A 22,826-nucleotide genomic window follows, 5' to 3' on the forward strand; every position below is an offset into this window, starting at 1 on the left:
AGCGCTCTCCATCTGATAAAGCAAAGACGCACCCACGGCGCGCCGACCAATGCTACAGAATGCCTGCCACTGCGGCACAACCGCTTTAGGAGGCTTTTATTGCAAAGTGTGTTGTTCGATGAACTCTGTCGGTACAACGCCTTCACGGCTAACCAGCCGATTCAGCTCCGAGCGCGGCAATCGAACGGCCAGCAAGCTGACACCTTCTTCGTCATGTTCTTCTTTCTGTACCGCGCCCAACTCGAAAAACTGTGCACGCAGTCGAGCAAAACGCTGGGGCAATCGCAAGGTGCCGACGAACAAATCGCTGCCAAGCAACTCGGCAATGGCTTGTTCAAGCAACTCAAGACCACTGCCATCACGCGCCGACAGCCAGACCCGCTGGGGCTTGCCGTTCTCATCGCGCTGTATTTGTGGCTCTACGCCTTCAAGCAGATCGAGTTTGTTATAGACCTCGAGGATCGGCAAGTCCTGGGCGCCAATCTCGCCCAGCACCAGCATCACCTGCTCAATCTGCAGCATGCGATCCGGTTCTGCCGCATCGATCACATGCAACAGCAGGTCGGAATTGCTCGACTCTTCGAGCGTAGACCGAAATGCCTCGACCAGCTTGTGCGGCAAGTGCCGAATGAAACCCACTGTATCGGCCAGGACAATTGGACCCAGGTCGTTCAGGTCCAGGCGGCGCAGGGTCGGGTCGAGGGTGGCGAACAGCTGATCGGCCGCGTACACGTCCGATTTCGTCACGTTGTTGAAGAGTGTGGATTTGCCGGCGTTGGTATAGCCCACCAGGGACACGGTAGGGATATCCGCACGTGAACGGCCTCGACGCGATTGCTCGCGCTGGCTGCGGACTTTCTCGAGGCGACCCTTGATCTGGCGCAGGCGAACCCGCAGCAGACGTCGGTCGGTTTCGAGCTGGGTTTCACCCGGGCCACGCATGCCGATACCGCCACCCTGGCGTTCAAGGTGAGTCCAGCCGCGGACCAGGCGCGTGCTCATGTGGTCAAGCTGGGCCAGTTCGACCTGGAGCTTGCCTTCATGGGTACGGGCGCGCTGGGCGAAAATATCGAGAATCAGACCGGTACGGTCGATCACGCGACACTCGAAAACACGTTCGAGGTTACGTTCCTGACTGGGCGTGAGGACGTGATTGAAGATCACCAGATCGGCTTCTTCGGCGTGGACCAGGTCGCGCAGTTCCTCGACCTTGCCGCTGCCAATCAGGAATTTGGCGGTTGGCCGATGACGCGGTACGTTAAAAAACGCAACGGTCTCGGCGCCGGCCGAATTTGCCAACTCCTGAAACTCCTGCGGATCTTCGCGCGCCTCAGGGTCCTGTCCATCCAAGTGAACGAGGATCACTCGCTCACCACCACCGTGGCGCTCAAAGAACAAAGGAGACTCCTATCAGGCGTTACCTGGCTCAGCGTCAGCTACATCATCACCCGCTGCGCTAGGCAGACGGATTGGACGAACTGGAACGACTGTCGAGATAGCGTGCTTGTAGACCATCTGGCTGACGGTGTTTTTCAGCAGGATCACGAACTGGTCGAACGACTCGATCGTGCCTTGCAGCTTGATACCGTTGACCAGGTAGATGGAAACCCCCACTTTCTCTTTACGTAAAGTATTCAAGTAAGGGTCTTGTAGCGAATGCCCTTTTGACATGTGCCGCACTCCTTTAAGGATCAATAATAAAAAATCGGAAAATAGATAGCTTATGGCCGTCACACCCCCAAGGATAGACGGCAATTGCAAGGACTCAGCTCAATATGGAGACCGTTCCCAAGTATTTCAAGGCGCGTGACAGATTGTCGCTGTCCAGGCTGTCCAGCCAGTGCAAATCGCTCCAGCTGCGCAACCAGGTGAACTGGCGTTTCGCCAATTGGCGCGTGGCAATGATGCCGCGCTCCTGCATTTCGGCTGACGTCAGCTTGCCATCCAGATGATCCCAGACTTGGCGATAGCCTACAGCACGTATCGAAGGTAACCCTGGATGCAGGTCACCTCTGGAACGCAGAGCTACGACCTCGTCCACAAACCCCTGTTCCAACATAATTGTGAATCTTTGTGCAATTCGTTCATGCAGCACCTGGCGGCTTGCCGGAGCGATGGCCAGATTCGCCACAGTATAGGGCAATTGTGACTGTCCAGATGCGCCTGCGTCAGCACTTTGCGCACTTTGTTTCAGCCGATGTTCAGTCATGGTCTGCCCACTTACGCGCCAGACTTCCAGGGCGCGAGTGAGCCGCTGGGGGTCATTGGGGTGAATGCGCGCGGCGGATACCGGGTCTACCGCCGCCAACTGGTCGTGCAGGGCTTGCCAGCCAAGGCGTGCAGCCTCTTCCTCAAGCTCGGCGCGCACCTGGGCGTCGGCCGGCGGCATGTCCGCCAGGCCTTCCTGCAAAGCCTTGTAATAGAGCATCGTGCCGCCCACCAGCAGCGGAATATTGCCCCGTGCGGTGATGTCGGCCATGGCGGCCAGGGCATCGGCACGGAAATCTGCTGCCGAGTAGCTCTGCGCCGGGTCGATGATGTCGATCAAACGGTGCGGATATTGGGCCAGTAGCTCTTTCGAAGGCTTGGCGGTGCCGATGTCCATGTCCCGGTAAACCAGGGCAGAGTCGACACTGATCAGCTCGCATGGCAATACCTTGGTCAGCTCGATGGCGAGGTCGGTCTTGCCGGCGGCCGTGGGGCCCATCAGGAAGATCGCAGGGGGCAAGGCACTCATCAACGGCCGCGCAGGAACAGTTTGTCCAGATCGTCCAGGCCCATCTGGGTCCAGGTCGGTCGGCCATGGTTGCATTGCCCGCTGCGCTCGGTGTTCTCCATGTCGCGCAGCAAGCCGTTCATTTCCGGCAGGGCCAGGCGGCGATTGGCGCGGATGGCGCCGTGGCAGGCCATGGTGCCGAGCAGTTCGTTGATGTGGGCCTGGATACGGTCACTGGTGCCGTATTCCATCAGGTCCGCCAGCACGTCGGCCACCAGCCGGTTGGCCTCGGCCTGCTTGAGCAGCGCGGGAATCTGGCGGATGGCCAGGGTTTCCGGGCCCAGGCGCTGCAGTTCGAAGCCCAGCTTCTGGAACACACTGTGGTGTTCTTCGGCACAGTCGGCCTCACGCTGGCTCACTGCCAGGGACTCCGGCACCAGCAGCGGCTGGCCGCTGAGGCCTTCACTGGCCATGGCAATCTTGAGGCGCTCGTACATGATCCGCTCATGGGCGGCGTGCATGTCCACCAGCACCAGGCCATGGGCGTTTTCCGCCAGGATGTAGATGCCCTTGAGCTGCGCCAACGCGTAACCCAGTGGCGGAATATCCCCCCCGCCTTCGGGCAAGGCGACAGGTGCACCCGACTCGGCCCCCGGCAGCGGTGCAAAAAATTCGCGATACGCAGCCTGGGCCTCGGCCACAGGCACCGCCGACTGCGGGCGCGGGGTGTATGAGTACTGATAACCGGAACCGGAGCCCGAATTCGGCGCGGTGTACGAAGGCTGCGGCTGCGGCGATTGCAGCAGGTTGGCCGCCAGGCTCATTTCGCCCTGAGGGCCGAACTCGCCGGCTTCCGGGCCGCTTGGCCGAACCACCGCCGTCACAATCGGTGCAGATAACTGATCATCCGGACGCACATCGCCCAAGGTGCGGTGCAAGGTGCCATAGAGGAAGTCATGCACCATGCGCCCATCACGGAAGCGCACTTCGTGCTTGGTGGGGTGCACGTTGACGTCTACCACCGACGGGTCGACCTCGAAGAACAGCACAAACGTCGGGTGGCGCCCGTTGAACAGCACATCGCGATACGCCTGGCGCACCGCGTGAGCCACCAGCTTATCGCGCACCGCACGGCCATTGACGAAGAAATACTGCAAGTCAGCCTGGCTACGGGAAAAGGTCGGCAACCCCACCCACCCCCACAGCCGCAGGCCATTGCGTTCGATTTCAATCGGCAGCGCCTGCTCCAGGAAGCCCGCGCCGCAAATTGCCGACACACGGCGAGCACGCGCGGCATCATCATTGGCTTCATGCAGGCTGAGAATGGTCTTGCCGTTGTGGCGCAGGTGGAAAGCCACGTCGAAGCGGGCCAACGCCAGGCGCTTGATGACTTCTTGAAGGTGATCGAATTCGGTCTTTTCGGCCTTGAGGAATTTGCGCCGCGCCGGGGTGTTGAAGAACAGGTCGCGCACTTCCACCGACGTACCGACGGGATGTGCCGCCGGCTGGACCCGAGGCGCCATGTCGCGACCCTCGGTTTCTACTTGCCAGGCCTGCTCGGCGCTGCGGGTACGGGACGTCAGGGTCAGGCGCGCCACGGAGCTGATGGAGGCCAGGGCCTCACCGCGAAAGCCCAGGCTCATCACCCGCTCAAGGTCTTCCAGGTCGCGAATCTTGCTGGTGGCGTGACGCGCGAGGGCCAGCGGCAGATCATCCGAGGAAATGCCGCTGCCGTCGTCACGCACGCGCAACAGCTTGACGCCGCCCTGCTCCACATCGACATCGATGCGTTTGGCACCGGAGTCGATGCTGTTCTCCAGCAGTTCCTTGATCACCGATGCCGGGCGCTCGACCACCTCGCCCGCCGCAATCTGGTTGGCAAGGCGAGGGCTCAGCAGCTCGATGCGGGATCCGCTGTTCAGCAGTGATTCACTCATTACTGCGCCGCCAATTCAGTACCAGGGATGGTCAACACCTGGCCGACTTTCAGTTCATCCGTCTTCAGGTTATTCGCGCTGCGCAATGTAGCGGCCGACACCTGGAAACGCACCGCCAGCATGGCCAGGGTGTCACCCGGTTGCACACGATGGTCACGCGGGCCCTGGGCGATTTTCCCCGAGTCACGCAGCCAGGCGATGTAGGTGCCAGGCGGTGGGTTCTGCTGGAAGAACTGGCGAACACCGGCACTGATGGACCGCGCCAGCGCCTGCTGGTGGCTGGCGCTGGCCAGCTTCGAAGCTTCGTTGGCGTTGGAGATGAACCCGGTTTCCACCAGGATCGATGGGATATCCGGCGATTTCAGCACCATGAACCCGGCCTGCTCCACCCGCTGCTTGTGCAATGAGGTGACCCGGCCGATGTTGCTCAGGACCTTCTGGCCCACGTTCAGGCTGGAGGTCAGCGAGGCCGTCATCGACAGGTCGAGCAATACGCCGGCGAGCATTTTGTCTTTGTCATCGAGGGACACGTTGCCGGCCCCACCGATCAAGTCGGACCGGTTTTCACTGTCGGCCAGCCAACGCGCGGTCTCGGACGTAGCACCGCGATCCGACAAGGCGAACACCGAGGCGCCGAAGGCAGCGGCCGAAGGCGCGGCGTCGGCGTGGATCGACACAAACAGGTCGGCGCCTTTCTTGCGAGCGATCTCGGTACGGCCGCGCAAGGGAATGAAATAGTCGCCGGTACGGGTCAGCTCGGCACGGTAGCCTTTCATCCCATTGACCTGGCGCTGCAATTCGCGAGCGATGGCCAGTACCACGTCTTTTTCATGCTGGCCGCGCGAACCCGAAGCCCCCGGGTCCTCGCCACCGTGACCGGCGTCGATCACCACGATGATGTCGCGCTTGCCGGCCGGGGCCGGTGGCGGAGGTGGCAGCTTGACCTGCGGTTGCGATGGGTTGACCGGCACCGCAGGCACCGTTGCCACGCTCGGGGTTGGCGCAGGCGGCGGCGCGGCATCGGCGGCGTTATCGAACAGGTCGACCACCAGCCGGTTGCCGTACTGGGCGTTTGGCGCCAGGGAGAAGCTTTTCGGGGTCACGACCTTTTTCAGGTCGATCACCACGCGCAGATCGGTCGGCGTACGCTGGGCCGAGCGCATGGCGGTAATCGGGGTATTGGCGGTGGAGACTTTCAACGGCGCGGCCAAGGTCGCGCCATTGATGTCGATCACCAGGCGATCAGGTGCCGTCAGGGTAAAGACGCTGTGCTGGACCGGGCCAGACAGGTCGAACACCAGTCGCGTGTTATCCGGCGCTCGCCACAGGCGAACACTTTTCACCTGTGAAGCAGCCAGAGCATTGACAGTCATTGCCGCAAGCAACACCCCCACGACAGCAACCAACGCGCGAAAGCGCATACCTAACCCCACCAATTATTTGAATTCCAATGCCAAAGCGGCGCACCACGACTGGCCACGCGCGCTCTGGGGCAACAACTTCAGCTGACGTCCGTGCTCATGCGGCGTAATGGTAATGGTCAGGTCCGGCTTTGGCAAAAAGCCTGTGCCTTTATCTGGCCACTCGATCAGGCACAACACCTCTTCATCGAAGTAATCCCGGATACCCATGTATTCCAGCTCTTCGGGGTCCACCAGGCGATAGAGGTCGAAATGGAACGCTCGCACGCCGCCGATTTCATAGGGTTCTACCAACGTAAACGTCGGACTTTTTACCGCCCCGGTGTGGCCCAATCCGCGAATGATGCCTCGAGACAGCGTGGTCTTGCCTGCCCCCAGGTCGCCTTCCAGGAAGATCAACCCTGCCCCGGCGGTGACCTGGGCAATGCGCTGGCCGAAGCTGACCATGGACTCTTCATCGGCCAGGAAAAGGATTACTTCAGACACGGCGACTGTTCCTCCAGCAATTGACGAATGGCGGGTATCAGGTCGCTCGCCGCCAGCCCGCGACCAAAGGTGCCCTGGCGATCCCCGGCAGTGGCGTGCAACCACACGGCCAGGCAGCTTGCCTCATAGGCCGGCATACCCTGGGCCATCAGCGCGCCAACCAGGCCGGCGAGTACATCACCCAGTCCAGCCGTCGCCATGGCCGGATGGCCCTGGTCACATCGCGAAACACGACCGTCCGGGCTGGCAATCAAACTGCCAGCACCCTTGAGGATAGCCACTGCGTTGAATTTGTGGCTCAACGCGCGCGCTACCTTAAGCCGATCGGCCTGAACTTCGGCTGTCGAAATACCCAACAGGCGCGCCGCCTCACCCGGATGCGGGGTGATCACGCAGTCGGCCGGCAAACTGACGCTGCCGGTGGCGAGTTGATTCAAGGCGTCGGCGTCCCATACCTGCGGCAGGCCGGCGTTGGCGGCCACAGAAAGCAGGCTTTTGCCCCAGGACGCGTCACCGAGCCCGGGCCCGATCACAATGACCGAGATCTTTTCCAGCAGCCCCATCAGCTGATTGGCCGAGCTGACGCCGACAGTCATGACTTCCGGCAGGCGAGCCAGGGCAGCAGGCACATGCTCCAGGCGCGTCGCCAGGGAAACCATGCCAGCACCACTGCGCAAGGCGCTTTCGGCGCTCAGCAGGGCTGCGCCGCCGAAGCCACGGTCACCACCGATGACCAGCAGGTGGCCGAACTGGCCTTTATGGGCGTCCGGGGAACGTGCGGCCAGTTGCGGCAAATGGCCGTGCAACAGGGGCTGTACGTCGGTTATTGCGTGTTTTGTCTGCGGCATGCGTCTTCAAGCTCCGATGTCTGGCAGAATTATACCTATCTAACCTGCGGTTTCCCTTGTCTCATGCCTGCCATCACCACCGATCTGCCCGCCCTCGCCCAATCGATCAAAGACTGGGGCCGCGAACTGGGCTTTCAACAAGTCGGCATCAGCGGCCTGGACCTGGCCGAGCATGAACAGCACCTGCAACGCTGGCTCGACGCGGGCTACCACGGCGAGATGGAATACATGGGCGCCCATGGCAGCAAACGCTCCCATCCCGATGAGCTGGTGCCAGGCACATTGCGCGTGGTCTCGCTGCGCATGGATTACCTGCCCGGCGACACGCAAATGGCGCAACTGCTGGCCAAGCCGGAAAAAGCCTATATTTCGCGCTACGCCTTGGGCCGCGACTACCACAAGCTGATCCGCAAGCGCGTGCAGCAATTGGCTGACCGCATTCAAGCGCAGATCGGCCCATTCGGTTTCCGTGCCTTCGTCGACAGCGCGCCAGTGCTGGAAAAAGCCATTGCCGAAAAAGCCGGGCTGGGCTGGATCGGTAAAAACACCCTGGTACTCAATCGCAAGGCCGGCAGTTACTTCTTCCTGAGCGAACTGTTTGTCGACTTACCGCTGCCGATCGACGCGCCCCACAGCACCGAACATTGCGGACGCTGCACTGCGTGCCTGGACATCTGCCCCACCAATGCCTTCGTCGGCCCTTACGTACTGGACGCCCGCCGCTGCATTTCCTACCTGACCATCGAGCTCAAGACCGCCATCCCCGAAGACCTGCGCCCATTGATCGGCAACCGCGTGTTCGGCTGCGATGACTGTCAGATCGTTTGCCCGTGGAATCGTTTCGCGCGCGCCACCGCCGAAAGTGATTTCAAGCCACGCCACAACCTGGATAACGCCGAACTGGCCGAGCTGTTTATGTGGGACGAGGATACATTCCTCAGCAGCACCGAAGGCTCGCCCCTGCGCCGCGCCGGCTATGAGCGCTGGCTGCGCAACCTCGCGGTAGGCCTGGGCAACGCGCCGTCAAGCATTCCCGTGCTGGAAGCCTTGAAGGCACGCCGGGATTACCCGTCCGAGCTGGTGCGCGAGCATGTGGAATGGGCACTCAACCAGCACGCTACACGCTAGTGCACGTCGTCGTTATAGACGAACTTGGGCATTTCCCAGTGAAAACGGATCGCCAACAGGCGCAGTAGGAAGCCACTGAACAGGGTCAGCAGGATCGCCTGCTCGCTGGGCAACTCCAGATAAAGGCACAGCATGTAGAACCAGGCAGCGAGGAACGACACGCTGGCGTACAGCTCACGGCGGAAGATCAGTGGGATGTCGTTGCAGAAAATGTCCCGCAGGATCCCGCCGAAGACCCCCGTGATCACGCCACTGACCGAGGCCACCAGCATACCGTGGCCCATCTCAAGGGCGGTCATGCAGCCGATCAGGGTGAACGCCACCAGGCCCACGGCGTCCAGCGCCAGGAACAGCGAGCGCAGGTGGCGCATCAACGGGGCGATGAAGATCGTCACCAGCGCCGCGACGGAGGTCAGCACCAGGTATTCCGGGTGCTTGACCCAAGTCAGCGGGTAATGCCCCAGCAGGACGTCGCGCACCGAACCACCGCCCAACGCTGTCACACAGGCGATCAGCACTACACCAAACCAATCCATGCCACGCCGGCCGGCGGACAGCGCGCCGGTCATGGCTTCGGCAGTGATGGCGATGAGGTAGAGCATCAGCAACATGATGGCGATCCTTGCAAAGAGGCCGGCAGTCTAATCATTTGCTGATGGCACCAAAAGGGGGCGCTTGGCGAAAGACCAAGTCGCCCCTTCGCGAGCCCGCCGGCGCCCACACTTGACCGCGCTGTCATGACGCAAGTGGGAGCGGGCTTGCTCGCGAAAGCGCCGGACCAGGCGCTACACCTTCAGGCCTTGATGAAATGCTTGCGGTAATGCTGCAACTCGGCGATCGACTCGCGAATATCATCCAGCGCCAGGTGCGTGCTGCCTTTGTGGAAGCTGTCCTTCACTTCCGGCGCCCAGCGTGCGGCCAACTCCTTGAGCGTGGACACATCCAGGTTGCGGTAGTGGAAATAGCTCTCCAACGCCTTCATGTGCGTATAAAGGAAACGACGGTCCTGGCAGATGCTGTTGCCGCAGATCGGCGACTTGCCCTTGGGCACCCATTTTTCCAGGAAGGCGATGGTTTGCGCTTCGGCCTCGGCCATGCTGATGCGACTGTCGCGTACACGCTGGGTCAGGCCGGAGTTGCCGTGGGTGCGGGTGTTCCACTCGTCCATGGTGGCGAGCACGGCGTCGCTGTGGTGGATGGCGATCACCGGACCTTCGGCCAAGGTGTTGAGGTTGCTGTCGGTGACAATGGTCGCCATCTCGATGATGACGTCGGTGTCGGGGTTCAGACCGGTCATTTCCAGATCGATCCAAATCAGGTTCTGTGGGTTTTGCATGGCTTGATTCTCTTGGCACCTTGGCTTAGCTGCGCAGTTTAGCAGGCAGGGCCGTGCTAGACTCGCGACCGTTTTACCTAACCTTTGCATTATCGACACGGAACACCAATGGCCAAACGCCAGCTCAACCGTCGCCAAAACTGGCGCATCGAAAAGATTCAAGGTGAACGCGCCGCGCGCGCCGCCAAACGTGAATCCTCCGCAGTGGAAGCACTTGAGGGCGGCGACCTGGGGCCCGAACAAACGGGCCTGGTGATCGCGCACTTTGGTGTGCAGGTCGAAGTCGAGGCACTGGAAGGCGAACTTGCAGGTTCGGTGTCCCGTTGCCACTTGCGCGCCAATCTGCCTGCGCTGGTCACTGGCGACAAAGTGGTATGGCGTGCCGGCAACCAGGGCATCGGCGTCATCGTCGCCCAACTGCCGCGCACCACCGAACTGCGCCGCCCCGACAGCCGCGGCCAGCTCAAGCCGGTGGCAGCCAACGTCGACATGATCGTCATCGTCTTCGCGCCACTGCCTGAGCCCCATGCCAACCTGATCGACCGCTACCTGGTGGCGGCCGAGCATGCCGGCATCCGTCCGTTGCTACTGTTGAACAAATTCGACCTGATCGACGAAAAGAACGCCCCGGCGCTCAATGCCTTGCTGGCGGTGTATCGCACCCTTGGTTACCCGGTGCTGGAAGTGTCGGCACATCACGGCAATGGCATGGAACAGCTGCAACAGCAGTTGGACGGGCGCATCAGTGTGTTCGTCGGCCAGTCGGGCGTGGGTAAATCGTCGCTGGTCAACAGCCTGCTGCCGGAAGTCGACACTCGCGTGGGCCCGCTGTCGGAGCTGTCCGGCCAGGGTACCCACACCACCACCACCGCGCGACTGTTCCACTTCCCAGGTGGCGGTGAGTTGATCGACTCCCCAGGCATTCGCGAATTCGGCCTCGGTCACGTCAGCCGCAGCGATGTGGAAGCGGGCTTTATCGAATTCAACGACCTGATCGGCACCTGCCGCTTCCGCGACTGCAAACACGACCGCGAGCCGGGCTGTGCATTACTCAAGGCGCTGGAAGACGGCCGCGTGCAGCAGCAGCGGATGAACAGCTATCGGTCGATTATCGCGAGCTTGCCCGAAAGCAGTTATTGAGTCGCGTAGACAATAGTGTGGTGAGTGGGCAAACCCACTCACCACGAAGTCCCTGGGTGTCTACGATCCTGTACCAGGCACCGTAGGATCTTTCACCCCACCGTCATCAAACAGGTTCAGCTTCTGGCGCAGTTCATGCGCCGGCAACGGTTCCTGTCCTGGCGGGATAGCGTTCGGATCGGCCGGTACTTCACCCGGCGCGCCTGCCCCCGGAGTGGGCTGCGGCGCAGGCGGCTGGTCACCTTCGATCGCACGCTGGGCCTTTTTGGTCAGCACCACGATATCGATGCGGCGGTTGATCGGGTTGAACGGATCCTTGTGGTCAAACAGCTGCGACGACGCAAACCCCACCACGCGCGCCACTTGCGGGTCCGGGTAGCTGCCGGCCACCAGCGCACGACGTGCCGCGTTGGCACGGTTGGCCGAGAGCTCCCAGTTGCCGAAGTCGCCCTGCCCCGCATACGGCTTGGCATCGGTGTGGCCGCTGATGCTGATCTTGTTCGGCACCGCCTTGATGGTGTCGGCCATGGCCAGCAGGATGTCTTCGAAGTAGGGCTTGAGGCGCGCACTGCCGGAGTCGAACATCGGCCGGTTGGCCGCGTCAGTGATCTGGATGCGCAAGCCGTCCGGGGTAATCTCGAACGAAATCTGGTCCTTGAACTTCAACAGCTGCGGGTTTTCCTCGACCTTGGTCTGCAACTCTTGCAGCAACAGCTCCAGGCGCTCCTGCTCGACCTGGTCAGCCATGGCCTCGACGGTATCGCGCTCGATCGGGATTTTCTCCTGGGGCGCCTCGGTTTTGACTTCCGGGTTGATGGTGCGCTCAGGCGCCAATTGCGGCGAGCCACCCAGGTCGATCACAAAAGGCGTACCGCTCTCCGAAAAGCCAATCGGGTCTTTGAAGTAGCCGGCGATGGCGATCTTCTGTTCGGGCGTGGCGGTGGACATCAGCCACAGCACCAGGAAGAACGCCATCATCGCCGTCGCAAAGTCAGCGAAGGCGATTTTCCAGGCGCCACCATGGTGCCCCGCAGCGAAGCGCTTGACGCGCTTGATGATTATCGGCTGGTTGTTTTCCATGGCTTAGCGACCACGGACCGCTTGTTCCAGCTCGGCGAAGCTAGGGCGGTGCTTGGGGTACAGCACTTTGCGACCGAATTCCACCGCCAGCGACGGCGGCATGCCGGACGCGGAGGCTACCAGACTGGCCTTGATCGACTCGTACAGGTTGATTTCTTCCTTGGCGTCATGGGCCAGGGAGGTGGCCAGCGGGCCAAAGAAACCATAGGCCGCGAGAATACCGAAGAAGGTACCCACCAGTGCCGCGCCAACGTGCATACCGATCGCGGCCTGGTCGCCCTCACCCAGGGACGCCATGGTCACCACGATACCCAGTACCGCCGCGACGATACCGAAACCCGGCATACCGTCAGCGATGCCGGTCACGGCGTGGGACGGGTGCTCCAGCTCTTCTTTGAGGCTGAACAACTCCATGTCGAACAGGCCTTCCAGCTCGTGGGGGGCCATGTTGCCGGAGGACATGATGCGCAGGTAGTCACAGATATAGGCGGTCATGCGCTCATCTTTGAGCACGGCCGGGTACTTGGCGAAAATCGGGCTGGCCGCAGCGTCTTCGATGTCGGCCTCGATGGCCATCATGCCTTCGCGGCGGCTCTTGTTGAGGATCTCGTAGACCAGGCCCAGCACCTCCAGGTAGAAGGTGTGGGTGAAGCGCGAACCGAACATGCTCAACGACTTCTTGATCACGTGCATGGTCATGTAGCCGGGGTTCGCTTGCAGGAATGCACCCAGTGCCGCACCGCCGATAATCATCACCTCGAAAGGCTGGATCAGCGCAGCAATTTTACCGTGGGACAGGACGTACCCGCCGAGCACGCTTGCGAAGACGACGATGATGCCGATAATTTTAGCCATAGGAGATGAGTACTTGCGCCGTCGGGTTCATGGACATATTGGGTGTAGCAGAAAACTCTTGTTCTACTTATCGGCAAAACTGCGCCAGACTATAGGCCGTTAAGGCGAAAAGCCAGTTCGGCCCGCTCCGGGCGTGTAGACCGCAAGTGATGATCGCGCCCCAATCATGGCTAATGAAACGACAGTCCCAACTGCAAAACCCAACTCTCTCGCCGCTTGGATCAAGCGCCTGGACGATGTACTGCTGCCTGTCCCCCAGGCCAGCCACGACCGTGTGTGCAAAGGCATCCGCGATAACCGCAGTTCGTTGCGAGATATTGCCGAGCTGATGCAAAACAGCCCGGCCCTCGTGCTCAGTGTCATGCGTGAGGCCAACAGCCACACCCATGGCAGCCTGGCAGAACCGGCGGAAAACCTCGAAGTGGCGCTCAACCGCCTGGGCCTCAAGCGCGCCGAGGAACTGCTGGCGCGCCTGCCCTCGGTGCCGGCCAATGAAATACCGGTGGCGTTGCGCCAGCTGTTGCTCGTCAGCCAGCACGCTTCGCAGCAAGCCAACGGTTTGTTCGGCAGCCGCCTGGCGCGCCTGTGGCAGGACATCCACTGGGGCAGCCTGCTGTTTCTGTCGCCGCTGTGGCCGATGGCGGTCGCCTACCCCAAGCTCCTGGAAGAATGGGAGCTGCGGGTAATCCACAAAGGTCAATCAGCCCGCGAGGTCGAGCAGGAACTGTTCGGCATACGCCTGCTGGACCTGTGCGTTGGCCTGACCGAGGCCTGGCACCTGCCGATCTGGGTATCCCAGGGCTACAAGCTGCTGCTGAGCGAGCAGCGCCTGCTGGTCAAGGCTCTGCATATCGGCCGCGAAGACGACCCACTGCGTCACCAGCAATTGCTCGACGCCGAACCCAACCTGCGCCGCTGGCTCAACCAGCCGGCCAATACCGTATTGCTGGCCAACGGCCTAGCGATGTCGGCCCAGGAGTCCTGGACCTGCCCGCACACCGAACGCTGGCAGCGCCTTACAGCGCTCTACCTGCAACAGCCCCTGGGCGAGGTGCAGCAACAGGCCCACCAGCAAGCCGTCACCAGCGCCCGCACCACCCTGATGCCGGACCTCTGGCACCCGGCGCTGTCGCTGATCTGGCCGTGGCACGTACAAAAAATTCATCGCGGCCTGCTGCCAGCGCCGCCGCCTACCGCCGAGGCCCTGGCCGTGTGGCGCAAGCGCTGCACCGAACTGCTGGTGGAGCCGAGCCGCTTTGCCAACGCCATGCACCTGACCACCTGCGCCAAGGAGGCCCTGGTCGCCAGCGGCATGCAGCGGGTCATGCTGTTGATGGCCGATCGGGCGCTGAGCACCTTGCGAGTGCACCAGGTCGATGGCCTGCCGAAGGACGCCGCCAACCTGAGCCTGGACGTGGTCAACAGCACATTGCTGCAGCGCCTGCTGGAGAAGTCGGCCCAGGTGCGCCTTACGCCGGACAACCACGCCCAGTTCTCGGCGCTGCTGCCACCGGTCCTGCGCCGCCTGTTCACCGGCGAACACTTGCTACTGCGTTCCCTGAGTTGCAATGGCAAGGTGGTGATGCTGATGGTGGCGGACCAGGGCGGCGGGCCGTTCTCGGAAACGACCGTGCAAGCCTTCGGCAAAACGGCCCAATGCATCGAGAAAGCCCTGCACAGCTTTACCAACCGCAGCGCCTGATGCTTGCGCTACAATCGCCCTCTTTTATCACCAACATTTGTGCCCAGGAGACCTCACATGCCTGACTTCTCTGGCTTGCCGCTGGTGATCGAATCCAGCGACCTGGTCGGCCGCCTTGATGCCGAACACCTGATCCTGGTGGACCTCACCAGTGCCGCCCGCTACGCCGAAGGGCATATCCCCGGCGCGCACTTCGTTGACCCCAAGCGCACCCAACTGGGCCAGCCACCGGCTCCCGGCCTGCTGCCCAGCAAGGCCGACCTGGAAAAACTGTTCGGCGAACTGGGCCACACCCCGGATGCGACCTACGTGGTCTATGACGACGAAGGCGGCGGCTGGGCCGGGCGCTTTATCTGGATACTCGACGTGATCGGCCACCAGAAATACCACTACCTTGACGGTGGACTGCTGGCCTGGCTGGGAGAAAAACACCCCGTCGCCACCGACGTGCCCGCGCCCGTCGGCGGCCCGGTCAGCCTCACCCTGCACGACGGCCCCACCGCTACCCGCGAATACCTGCAAAGCCGCCTCGGTGCGGCCGACCTGGGCATCTGGGACGCACGCGGGCCGCTGGAGTATTCCGGCGAAAAAGTGCTCGCGGCCAAAGGCGGACATATTCCCGGCGCGGTGAACTTCGAATGGACGGCCGGCATGGACAAGGCGCGCCACCTGCGCATCCGTCGTGACATGCCGCAGATCCTCGAAGACCTCGGGCTGACCAAAGACAAAGAAATCATCACTCACTGCCAGACTCATCACCGCTCTGGCTTCACCTACCTGGTGGCCAAGGCGCTCGGTTATCCGCGAGTCAAAGGTTATGCCGGTTCCTGGGGCGAATGGGGCAACCACCCCGACACCCCCGTCGAGATTTAAGGTTTAAGGACAGTTATGAAAAAGCAGTTGTTTATACTCAGCCAGTACTTGCTGCCCCACCACTTGCTGTCGCGCCTGGCCGGCTGCATTGCGGAGTGCCGCGTGCGCTGGTTCAAGAATGCCTTCACCACCTGGTTCGCCAAGCGCTATCAAGTGGACATGTCCCAGGCCCTGGTTGAAGACGTGACCGCTTACGAGCACTTCAACGCCTTCTTCACCCGCGCATTGAAAGACGGCGCTCGCCCGCTGGATCCAACCCCCGGCGCAGTATTGAGCCCAGCCGATGGCGCGGTCAGCCAGCTTGGCCCGATCGAGCACGGCCGTGTATTCCAGGCCAAGGGGCACAGCTTCAGCGTGCTGGAACTGCTGGGGGGCGATGCGGCCGTAGCCGCGCCGTTCATGGGCGGCGATTTCGCCACCATTTACCTGTCGCCAAAGGACTACCACCGCGTGCACATGCCGCTGGCGGGCACCCTGCGGGAGATGGTGTACGTGCCGGGCCGGATTTTCTCGGTCAACCAGACCACGGCTGAAAACGTGCCGGAGCTGTTCGCGCGTAACGAGCGTGTTGTCTGCCTGTTTGACACCGAACGCGGCCCAATGGCCGTTGTGTTGGTAGGCGCGATGATCGTGGCTTCGATTGAAACCGTGTGGGCCGGGCTGGTGACGCCGCCGAAGCGCGAACTGAAAACGGTCCGCTACGACGAAGCCGCACGTGCGCCGATCCACCTGGAAAAGGGTGCCGAGCTGGGTCGCTTCAAGCTCGGTTCGACCGCGATCGTGCTGTTCGGGCCGGACCAGGTGAAGTGGGCAGAAGAACTGGTGGCAGGTTCGCCGGTACAGATGGGCCAGGGCATCGCACTGCCAAAAGCCTGACGCAGAACCCAATGTGGGAGCGGGCTTGCCCGCTCCCACATTTTTTAGCGCATTTCGTCAGTTACAGCTGCCCATCGCGATCGCGAAAGCCGAGCAGATACAACACGCCGTCCAACCCCAGTGTCGAAATTGCCTGCTTGGCCGACTGCTTCACCAACGGCTTGGCGCGAAACGCCACGCCCAAACCGGCAATCGCCAGCATCGGCAGGTCATTCGCACCGTCGCCGACCGCGATGGTTTGCTCCAGACGCAAACCTTCCTTGTGCGCCAACTCCTTCAGCAGATCCGCCTTGCGCTGTGCATCGACAATCGGCTCTACCGCCACGCCAGTCACCTTGCCATCTACCACTTCCAGTTCGTTGGCGAACACGTAGTCGATGCCCAGCTTGGCCTGCAATTGCTTGGCGAAGTAAGTGAAGCCGCCGGACAGAATCGCCGTCTTGTAGCCCAGGCGCTTGAGTTCGGCGAACAGGGTTTCGGCGCCTTCGGTCAGGCGCAGGGAGGCGCCAATGGAGTCCAGCACACTCACGTCCAGGCCCTTGAGCAACGCCAGACGCTCCTTGAAGCTGGCGCGGAAGTCGAGCTCACCGGCCATGGCACGCTCGGTAATTTCGGAAACCTGCTCGCCGACACCCGCCGCCTTGGCCAACTCATCGATGACCTCGGCTTCGATCAGCGTGGAATCCATGTCGAACACCGCCAGGCGGCGGTTACGACGGAACAGCGAATCTTCCTGGAAGGCGATATCGACGTTCAGCTCCTGGGCCACGCTGAGGAACTCGGCACGCAAGGCTTGCGGGTCGGCCGGTTCGCCGCGCACGGAGAACTCGATGCAGCCCTTGCCTTTATCGGCCGGCGTGTCCAGCGGCATACGACCCGACAGGCGGTCAATGTGATCGATATTCAAGCCATAGTGAGCGGTGATGGAGCTGACGCGCTGCAGCTGCTCGGCGGTGACCTTGCGGGTCAGCAGTGTCACGATGTGGCGTTTCTTGCCCTGCCCGGACACCCAATGCTGGTAGTCCTCTTCGGACACAGGGGTGAAACGTACTTGTTGATCCAGCTTGTACGCCGTAAACAGGATGTCCTTGAGTACCGAAGACGCCTGTTCAGTGCTCGGGATCTCGACCAGGATGCCGAACGACAGGGTGTCGTGGATCACCGCCTGGCCGATGTCGAGAATGTTCACACCACCCTGGGCCAGAACACCGGTAATGGCAGCGGTAAGACCTGGGCGGTCTTCCCCAGTGATGTTAATCAGGACAATTTCGCGCAAGGCGCACCCCCAGGCTGGAAAAAAACCGCATTCTACCCACTTTCAGTGACCATCGGGCACAGCCAGCGCTTTGCCGGTCCTAGGGCTGTCGCTATACTGCGCGTCAACTTCACGGACCAAGAGCCGAGCGCAAGTGAACCGGCCCACGCCAGTAAAAACCGATAATTTCTTCCTGCTGATCTTCCGGGCACTGCGCCACCGCCGTGTACCGATCGCATTACGCATCGCCAGCCATAACGTGATCCTGGTCGCCCTGGCCCTGGTGATCTACGCCTGCGTGATGGGATTGCAGTTCAAGCAGGCCATGCACGAGCAAGCCGACGCCCTGGGCGAGAGCCTGACTACCCAGACCGCCACCTCGGCGACTGAGCTGTTGGTGTCCAACGACATCCTCAGCCTCAACGTGCTGCTCAACAACCTGACCAAGAACCCGCTGGTGGCCCACGCCGCCATCTACAGCGTGGACAACCGGATCATGGCCGAGGCCGGGCAGCGCCCGAAAAACGGCCTGCTGGGTGAAGCCGAAGGGCTTTATCAGAGCAATATCACGTTTCAGGATGTGAAGGCAGGCCAACTGCGTATCAGCCTCGATATGCAGCAATTCCAGCAGCCGATGACCATCAGCCTGCAAAGCATGGGCATCCTCAGCGCGATCCTGCTGGCATTGGCCCTGGCCCTGAGCTTGCGCCTGGGCCGACATATCTCCACGCCACTGATGCAACTGCGTATCTGGCTGCGGGACATCGACGAGCACACCCCGGCGACGGACCGCCAGGATGAAATTGGCGACCTCGCGCGCCAGCTTCACGCCAGCTTCGCCCCAGAACCAGTCGTGCGCGAAGTGGAACCCGAGCCTGAGTTCGACGACACCGACTACGACGACGAGCCCGAGTTTGAAGTGCGAGACGCTCCGGTGGCGGGCCTGAAGCCGGCCACCCGCCAGGCGTTCAAGGCCGAAGAAGACGAACTGGACGACGAAGACCCGTTCGCCGACCTGCGCGACACCTCGGCCAGCGCCCCGGCCGTTGCCGCCAAACCGGCCCCGGTGAAGAGCGCCGAGCCCCAGTACAGCGCCGTACTGGCGGTGCAATTGGGTGCCCAGGACCAACTGCGTCGCCTGCCGCGCGCGCGCCTGACCGAGTTGCTGGAACGCTACCGTGACTGCCTCGACCAGGCCGCATCGCTGTACCAGAGCGAACTGCACACCCTGAACGATGGCAGCACGCTGATGCTGTTCCACAGCGAAGACAGCGGCGAAGACTACCTGACCAACGCTATCTGCTGCGGCGAGTTGCTGCGCGCCCTGGGCCATGAATTGCAAATCGAAGTGGCGGACAGCGGCATCACCCTGCAATTGCAGCTTGGCCTGACGGTCGGCGACGATCTGTTCGGCATGAGCCAGATCGACCTGCTGCTCACCGAGATCGCCCAGGATGCCCTCGCCTTGTCCCAACACAGCCGCAACCTGCTGCTGGTCGAGCGCAAGATCAGTGAAGACACGCTGATCCGCCAACGCGCGCGGATCCGCCCGATTGCCAGCCCTGAGGGCGCCAGTTGCGTGGAACGGTTGATGGAACCGTACCCATCGATGCTGGAACGGCAGTTGGCACGGATGCACGAGACCCGCGCCAAATAACACGGCGCGACCCATCTGGGAGCGGGCTCGCCCGCGATAGCGGAGTATCAGTTAGCACATCGCTGACTGAACCACCGCTATCGGGGGCAAGCCCCCTCCTACAGTGGAAAGGTGCCAGGCCCCAAGGCATGGCCAAACAAAAGGCCCGCTGAGTAAGCGGGCCTTTTTTTGTCTGCCATTCAGATTAGAACCTGAACACTTCCATATCCGTACGGATCGGCGTGGCCATCGGCATTTTCGGCTTCTGCGGCTCTGCCGGCTTGGCCTGTGCCGGAGCGGTCTGCTTGCGGGGTGCCTCGGCAATCGGCGGCTGGTTGGCCAATGGCTTGAGCGCCACCGACAACTGTTGCGCCAAATGCTGCAACAACACGCCCTGGGCCTGGACCTGGGACGCGGTGGTGCCGGAGTGTTGCTCCTGCAGGTGCACGATACGGTTATCGCGAACCTGGCCACGACGGTCGATCAAGCGCCATTGCGCATCGAGGATCGCCGGCTGCGAGGTCCCGGAGTCGAGCCGGGTAATGGTCAGCAAAACCTGCACATCCGGGGTGAAGCCGGTAGGTGCGGGCGCAAGCACCACGCGCTGGCTGTCCAATTGGCCGGCCACCTGCCGCAACATCAACTGGTTGATGTCAGAGGACAAGCTGCCCGCCCAGCGACCATCGGTGGAACCTTGCAGGCTGCCGTCGTTCTGACGTTGCAGCAGCGTTTCGCGTTGCAGGTAGTCTGCGACGACCACCGGGCCCAACAAGACGGCCATGCCGGCGGTCTGTGCTGGCTGAGCCGGACTTCCGCTGTCCAGCTGGTACAGCGACACCGGCTGATGTGTGCTGCAACCCGCCAGCCCCAAAAGGCCAGCGAGCATGAAAATAAAAGGAAGGCGTGGAGCAGTCATCATCCCATCCAGGTGGCTGCCACAAGGCGAACCACAATGTAATACTTAAAAATAACCTAAACACGCTCGGCCACGCCGGCGCTGGAAAGGCCATATCATCCGTGAATATGCGCCATGACTCCAGCGCCAAAGCGTCGATCTACGGGTTAAATCGTAGATCGAGGGCTCCAGGAGGCGTTCTCAGTGAGTTTCCTCACCGCGTTGTCACCCTAAAGCGGGCCAGGCAAGGCGCAGGCCGCCGGGAATGGTTTTTCCCTTTCCACGACCTGCAACGCAGCACACTGAGACGCCCCCTGTTAGCCTTAAACCGGCGTTTCGACCAACAAAGCATCCACTCGCTGGAAACCACGTGGCAATTTGTTACCACGCCGACCGCGCTCGCCCTTGTAGTGCTCAAGGTCGTCAGGACGCAGCGACAACGTGCGTTTACCGGCTTGAAGCACCAGGGTCGCGCCTTCCGGGATCACCGCGATGTCGGTCACGTACTCTTCGCGACTGGCCACCCGCTCGCCGGGAATACCGATGATCTTGTTGCCCTTACCTTTACCCAGCTGCGGCAGGTCGCTGATCTTGAACACCAGCAAGCGCCCTTCGGTGGTTACCGATGCCAGCCAGTTGCTCTCACGGTCGTCCACCGGCCGCGGCAGGATCACCTTGGCGTTGTTAGGCAAGCTCAACAGAGCCTTGCCCGCCTTGTTCTTGGCCTGCAGGTCTTCACCCTTGACCACGAAACCGTAACCCGCGTCGGACGCAATCACGTACAGCGCGTCATCATCCGGCAGCAGCACGCACTCGAAATTCGCCCCTGGCGGCGGCGTCAGGCGCCCGGTCAACGGCTCGCCCTGACCTCGCGCCGAAGGCAAGGTGTGGGCCGGCACCGAATAACTGCGCCCTGTGGAGTCGATGAACACCGCAAACTGGTTGGAACGCCCGGCCGCGGCAGTCTTGAACCCATCGCCGGCCTTGTATGACAAACCAGTGGCGTCAATATCATGCCCTTTGGCGGAGCGAACCCAACCCTTTTCCGACAGAACGACGGTAATTTTCTCGTTTGGCAGCAGCTCCGTTTCAGTCAGCGCTTTAGCTTCGGCACGCTCGACGATAGGCGACCGACGGTCATCGCCGTAGGTTTCGGCGTCTTTGATCAGTTCGCTGCGCACCAGCTTCTTGAGCTTGGCTTCGCTGCCCAACAAGGCTTGCAGCTTGGCTTGCTCCTTGAGCAACGCGTCCTGTTCATCGCGCAGCTTCATTTCTTCCAGTCGCGCCAACTGGCGCAAGCGGGTGTCGAGGATGTAGTCGGCCTGGATCTCGCTCAGCTCGAAACGCGCGATCAGCTCGGCTTTCGGGTGCTCGGCGGTACGGATGATGTGGATCACTTCATCCAGGTTGAGGTAGGCGATCAGCAAACCGTCCAACAGGTGTAGGCGGCGCTCGACCTTGTCGAGGCGGAATTGCAGGCGGCGACGCACGGTCTGCACGCGGAACTCCAGCCACTCCACGAGCAGGTTGCGCAGGTTTTTCAGCTGCGGCTTGCCATCCAGGCCGATGATATTGACGTTGACCCGGTAGCTGGACTCAAGGTCCGTGCTGGCGAACAGGTGCTGCATCAGCACTTCGTGGTCGACCCGGCTGTTGGTCGGGATGATCACGATGCGGCATGGGTTTTCGTGGTCGGACTCGTCACGCAGGTCGGCAACCTGCGGCAGTTTCGACGGCTTGGCCTGCATCAGCGCGGCGATCTGCTCCAGCACCTTGGCGCCCGACACCTGGTGCGGCAACGCGGTGACAATAATGTCGCCGTCTTCGATGTGGTACACGGCACGCATGCGCACCGAGCCCTTGCCGGTTTCGTACATCTTCAGCAGGTCGGCACGCGGCGTGATGATTTCTGCTTCGGTCGGGTAATCCGGGCCCTGGATATGCTCGCAGAGCTGCTCGACCGTGGCTTTGGGCTCATCCAGCAAGCGTACGCAGGCGCTGGCGACTTCCCGCAGGTTGTGCGGCGGCACGTCGGTGGCCATGCCGACTGCAATGCCGGTGGTGCCATTGAGCAGGATATTCGGCAAACGTGCCGGCAACACCAGCGGTTCCTCGAGGGTGCCGTCAAAGTTCGGCCCCCAGTTCGCAGTGCCTTGGCCCAGCTCGCTAAGCAGCACTTCCGAGTACCGCGACAGGCGGGCTTCGGTGTAGCGCATGGCGGCGAAGGATTTGGGATCATCCGGCGCACCCCAGTTACCCTGGCCGTCTACCAATGTGTAGCGGTAGCTGAAAGGCTGGGCCATCAGCACCATGGCTTCGTAGCACGCCGAGTCGCCGTGGGGGTGGAACTTACCGAGCACGTCACCGACGGTACGGGCCGATTTCTTGTGCTTGGAATCGGCGTCCAGGCCCAACTCACTCATGGCGTAAATGATGCGCCGTTGCACGGGCTTCAGGCCGTCGCCGATATGCGGCAAGGCACGGTCCATGATCACGTACATGGAGTAGTTGAGGTAGGCATTTTCGGTGAAGTCAGCCAGCGACCGGCGTTCTACGCCATCTAAGCTGTCTGCGAGGATGTCACTCATGCGGGCCTCATCATTGTCGGGTAAGGCGCAACGGGACTGCCGCTGCACCGGGTC

Annotated in this window: 20 protein-coding genes; 6 read left to right on the forward strand and 14 right to left on the reverse strand. The window is 61.8% G+C overall.

The features are described 5' to 3' along the window. Positions 1-96: 96 nt before the first annotated feature. From hflX to CQ002_RS12325, 7 genes are all read right to left on the reverse strand, one after another. Positions 97-1,398 carry a ribosome rescue GTPase HflX gene (hflX, locus tag CQ002_RS12295; RefSeq protein WP_034105704.1) on the reverse strand — a complete coding sequence of 434 codons (1,302 nt, stop codon included), beginning with the start codon at positions 1,396-1,398 and terminating at the stop codon, positions 97-99. 12 nt (positions 1,399-1,410) lie between these two features. Further along, a complete protein-coding gene (gene hfq / locus CQ002_RS12300; protein ID WP_034105706.1) occupies positions 1,411-1,671 on the reverse strand; it encodes an RNA chaperone Hfq in 261 nt (86 codons plus the stop codon). Positions 1,672-1,765: 94 nt separating this feature from the next. Beyond that, complete coding sequence (gene miaA / locus CQ002_RS12305) at positions 1,766-2,737, reverse strand: tRNA (adenosine(37)-N6)-dimethylallyltransferase MiaA (protein ID WP_098465662.1); 972 nt, start codon at positions 2,735-2,737, stop codon at positions 1,766-1,768. Then, the gene (gene mutL / locus CQ002_RS12310) at positions 2,737-4,653 is read right to left on the reverse strand and encodes a DNA mismatch repair endonuclease MutL (RefSeq protein ID WP_034105710.1); all 1,917 of its coding nucleotides are present in this window, start codon (positions 4,651-4,653) and stop codon (positions 2,737-2,739) included. Before mutL ends, miaA begins: the two co-directional genes overlap by 1 nt. Then, on the reverse strand, positions 4,653-6,074 hold the full coding sequence (locus CQ002_RS12315; RefSeq protein WP_098465660.1) for an N-acetylmuramoyl-L-alanine amidase: 1,422 nt from the start codon (positions 6,072-6,074) through the stop codon (positions 4,653-4,655). Before CQ002_RS12315 ends, mutL begins: the two co-directional genes overlap by 1 nt. 15 nt (positions 6,075-6,089) lie before the next feature. Further along, entirely contained in the window at positions 6,090-6,560 is a 471-nt protein-coding gene (gene tsaE, locus CQ002_RS12320; protein WP_034105714.1) for a tRNA (adenosine(37)-N6)-threonylcarbamoyltransferase complex ATPase subunit type 1 TsaE, read from the reverse strand. Beyond that, positions 6,548-7,408, reverse strand: a complete 861-nt coding sequence (locus tag CQ002_RS12325; RefSeq protein ID WP_069021530.1) for an NAD(P)H-hydrate dehydratase — start codon at positions 7,406-7,408, stop codon at positions 6,548-6,550. The genes tsaE and CQ002_RS12325 overlap by 13 nt, the downstream gene beginning before the upstream one ends. Before the next feature lie 63 nt (positions 7,409-7,471). Here CQ002_RS12325 and queG point away from each other — a divergent pair, with 63 nt between their 5' ends. Continuing rightward, positions 7,472-8,536, forward strand: a complete 1,065-nt coding sequence (gene queG, locus CQ002_RS12330; protein WP_034105718.1) for a tRNA epoxyqueuosine(34) reductase QueG — start codon at positions 7,472-7,474, stop codon at positions 8,534-8,536. Here queG and CQ002_RS12335 read toward each other — a convergent pair. Together CQ002_RS12335 and orn are read right to left on the reverse strand one after the other, a co-directional pair. After that, positions 8,533-9,150, reverse strand: a complete 618-nt coding sequence (locus tag CQ002_RS12335) for a trimeric intracellular cation channel family protein (RefSeq protein WP_174555870.1) — start codon at positions 9,148-9,150, stop codon at positions 8,533-8,535. The two genes, queG and CQ002_RS12335, sit on opposite strands and share 4 nt — an antisense overlap. 179 nt (positions 9,151-9,329) lie before the next feature. After that, on the reverse strand, positions 9,330-9,872 hold the full coding sequence (orn, locus tag CQ002_RS12340; protein WP_034105723.1) for an oligoribonuclease: 543 nt from the start codon (positions 9,870-9,872) through the stop codon (positions 9,330-9,332). 108 nt (positions 9,873-9,980) lie between these two features. Here orn and rsgA point away from each other — a divergent pair, with 108 nt between their 5' ends. Then, a complete protein-coding gene (rsgA, locus tag CQ002_RS12345; protein WP_105161563.1) occupies positions 9,981-11,012 on the forward strand; it encodes a small ribosomal subunit biogenesis GTPase RsgA in 1,032 nt (343 codons plus the stop codon). 60 nt (positions 11,013-11,072) lie between these two features. Here the strand turns inward: rsgA and motB are convergent, their stop codons facing one another. Both motB and motA read right to left on the reverse strand, forming a co-directional pair. Continuing rightward, complete coding sequence (motB, locus tag CQ002_RS12350; RefSeq protein WP_034105726.1) at positions 11,073-12,092, reverse strand: flagellar motor protein MotB; 1,020 nt, start codon at positions 12,090-12,092, stop codon at positions 11,073-11,075. Between the two features lie 3 nt (positions 12,093-12,095). Continuing rightward, positions 12,096-12,947: a flagellar motor stator protein MotA gene (motA, locus tag CQ002_RS12355; protein WP_034105728.1), complete on the reverse strand. Its 852-nt coding sequence runs from the start codon at positions 12,945-12,947 to the stop codon at positions 12,096-12,098. Positions 12,948-13,113: 166 nt separating this feature from the next. Between motA and CQ002_RS12360 the strand changes: the two genes are divergently transcribed. The 3 genes from CQ002_RS12360 to asd are packed head-to-tail and all read left to right on the forward strand — an operon-like array spanning position 13,114 to position 16,398. Continuing rightward, complete coding sequence (locus CQ002_RS12360) at positions 13,114-14,649, forward strand: HDOD domain-containing protein (protein ID WP_034105730.1); 1,536 nt, start codon at positions 13,114-13,116, stop codon at positions 14,647-14,649. Between the two features lie 57 nt (positions 14,650-14,706). Then, on the forward strand, positions 14,707-15,522 hold the full coding sequence (locus tag CQ002_RS12365) for a rhodanese-like domain-containing protein (RefSeq protein ID WP_034105732.1): 816 nt from the start codon (positions 14,707-14,709) through the stop codon (positions 15,520-15,522). A gap of 15 nt (positions 15,523-15,537) precedes the next feature. Then, positions 15,538-16,398, forward strand: coding sequence for an archaetidylserine decarboxylase (gene asd / locus CQ002_RS12370; RefSeq protein WP_034105734.1), 861 nt, complete (start codon positions 15,538-15,540; stop codon positions 16,396-16,398). 61 nt (positions 16,399-16,459) lie between these two features. On the opposite strand, the gene serB is transcribed toward asd, so the two are convergent. Continuing rightward, positions 16,460-17,674, reverse strand: a complete 1,215-nt coding sequence (gene serB, locus CQ002_RS12375) for a phosphoserine phosphatase SerB (RefSeq protein WP_034105736.1) — start codon at positions 17,672-17,674, stop codon at positions 16,460-16,462. Between the two features lie 133 nt (positions 17,675-17,807). Here serB and CQ002_RS12380 point away from each other — a divergent pair, with 133 nt between their 5' ends. Next, a complete protein-coding gene (locus CQ002_RS12380; protein ID WP_034105738.1) occupies positions 17,808-19,310 on the forward strand; it encodes an AhpA/YtjB family protein in 1,503 nt (500 codons plus the stop codon). Between the two features lie 184 nt (positions 19,311-19,494). Here the strand turns inward: CQ002_RS12380 and CQ002_RS12385 are convergent, their stop codons facing one another. Together CQ002_RS12385 and parC are read right to left on the reverse strand one after the other, a co-directional pair. Continuing rightward, entirely contained in the window at positions 19,495-20,205 is a 711-nt protein-coding gene (locus CQ002_RS12385; protein WP_034105740.1) for a membrane integrity-associated transporter subunit PqiC, read from the reverse strand. 302 nt (positions 20,206-20,507) lie between these two features. Then, the gene (gene parC / locus CQ002_RS12390; RefSeq protein ID WP_034105742.1) at positions 20,508-22,772 is read right to left on the reverse strand and encodes a DNA topoisomerase IV subunit A; all 2,265 of its coding nucleotides are present in this window, start codon (positions 22,770-22,772) and stop codon (positions 20,508-20,510) included. Positions 22,773-22,826: the final 54 nt, after the last annotated feature.

The organism is Pseudomonas sp. MYb13 (assembly GCF_002980075.1).
GTDB classification, from domain to species: domain Bacteria; phylum Pseudomonadota; class Gammaproteobacteria; order Pseudomonadales; family Pseudomonadaceae; genus Aquipseudomonas; species Aquipseudomonas lurida.

Excerpts from the sequence above, each read along its gene's own strand:
- CQ002_RS12385 (WP_034105740.1), bottom strand. The coding sequence starts at position 20,205 with ATGACTGCTCCACGCCTTCCTTTTATTTTCATGCTCGCTGGCCTTTTG.
- CQ002_RS12325 (WP_069021530.1), bottom strand. The coding sequence starts at position 7,408 with ATGCCGCAGACAAAACACGCAATAACCGACGTACAGCCCCTGTTGCAC.
- orn (WP_034105723.1), bottom strand. The coding sequence starts at position 9,872 with ATGCAAAACCCACAGAACCTGATTTGGATCGATCTGGAAATGACCGGT.
- motA (WP_034105728.1), bottom strand. The coding sequence starts at position 12,947 with ATGGCTAAAATTATCGGCATCATCGTCGTCTTCGCAAGCGTGCTCGGC.
- parC (WP_034105742.1), bottom strand. The coding sequence starts at position 22,772 with ATGAGTGACATCCTCGCAGACAGCTTAGATGGCGTAGAACGCCGGTCG.
- motB (WP_034105726.1), bottom strand. The coding sequence starts at position 12,092 with ATGGAAAACAACCAGCCGATAATCATCAAGCGCGTCAAGCGCTTCGCT.
- CQ002_RS12315 (WP_098465660.1), bottom strand. The coding sequence starts at position 6,074 with ATGCGCTTTCGCGCGTTGGTTGCTGTCGTGGGGGTGTTGCTTGCGGCA.
- hfq (WP_034105706.1), bottom strand. The coding sequence starts at position 1,671 with ATGTCAAAAGGGCATTCGCTACAAGACCCTTACTTGAATACTTTACGT.
- CQ002_RS12365 (WP_034105732.1), top strand. The coding sequence starts at position 14,707 with ATGCCTGACTTCTCTGGCTTGCCGCTGGTGATCGAATCCAGCGACCTG.
- mutL (WP_034105710.1), bottom strand. The coding sequence starts at position 4,653 with ATGAGTGAATCACTGCTGAACAGCGGATCCCGCATCGAGCTGCTGAGC.
- queG (WP_034105718.1), top strand. The coding sequence starts at position 7,472 with ATGCCTGCCATCACCACCGATCTGCCCGCCCTCGCCCAATCGATCAAA.
- CQ002_RS12360 (WP_034105730.1), top strand. The coding sequence starts at position 13,114 with ATGGCTAATGAAACGACAGTCCCAACTGCAAAACCCAACTCTCTCGCC.
- asd (WP_034105734.1), top strand. The coding sequence starts at position 15,538 with ATGAAAAAGCAGTTGTTTATACTCAGCCAGTACTTGCTGCCCCACCAC.
- rsgA (WP_105161563.1), top strand. The coding sequence starts at position 9,981 with ATGGCCAAACGCCAGCTCAACCGTCGCCAAAACTGGCGCATCGAAAAG.
- miaA (WP_098465662.1), bottom strand. The coding sequence starts at position 2,737 with ATGAGTGCCTTGCCCCCTGCGATCTTCCTGATGGGCCCCACGGCCGCC.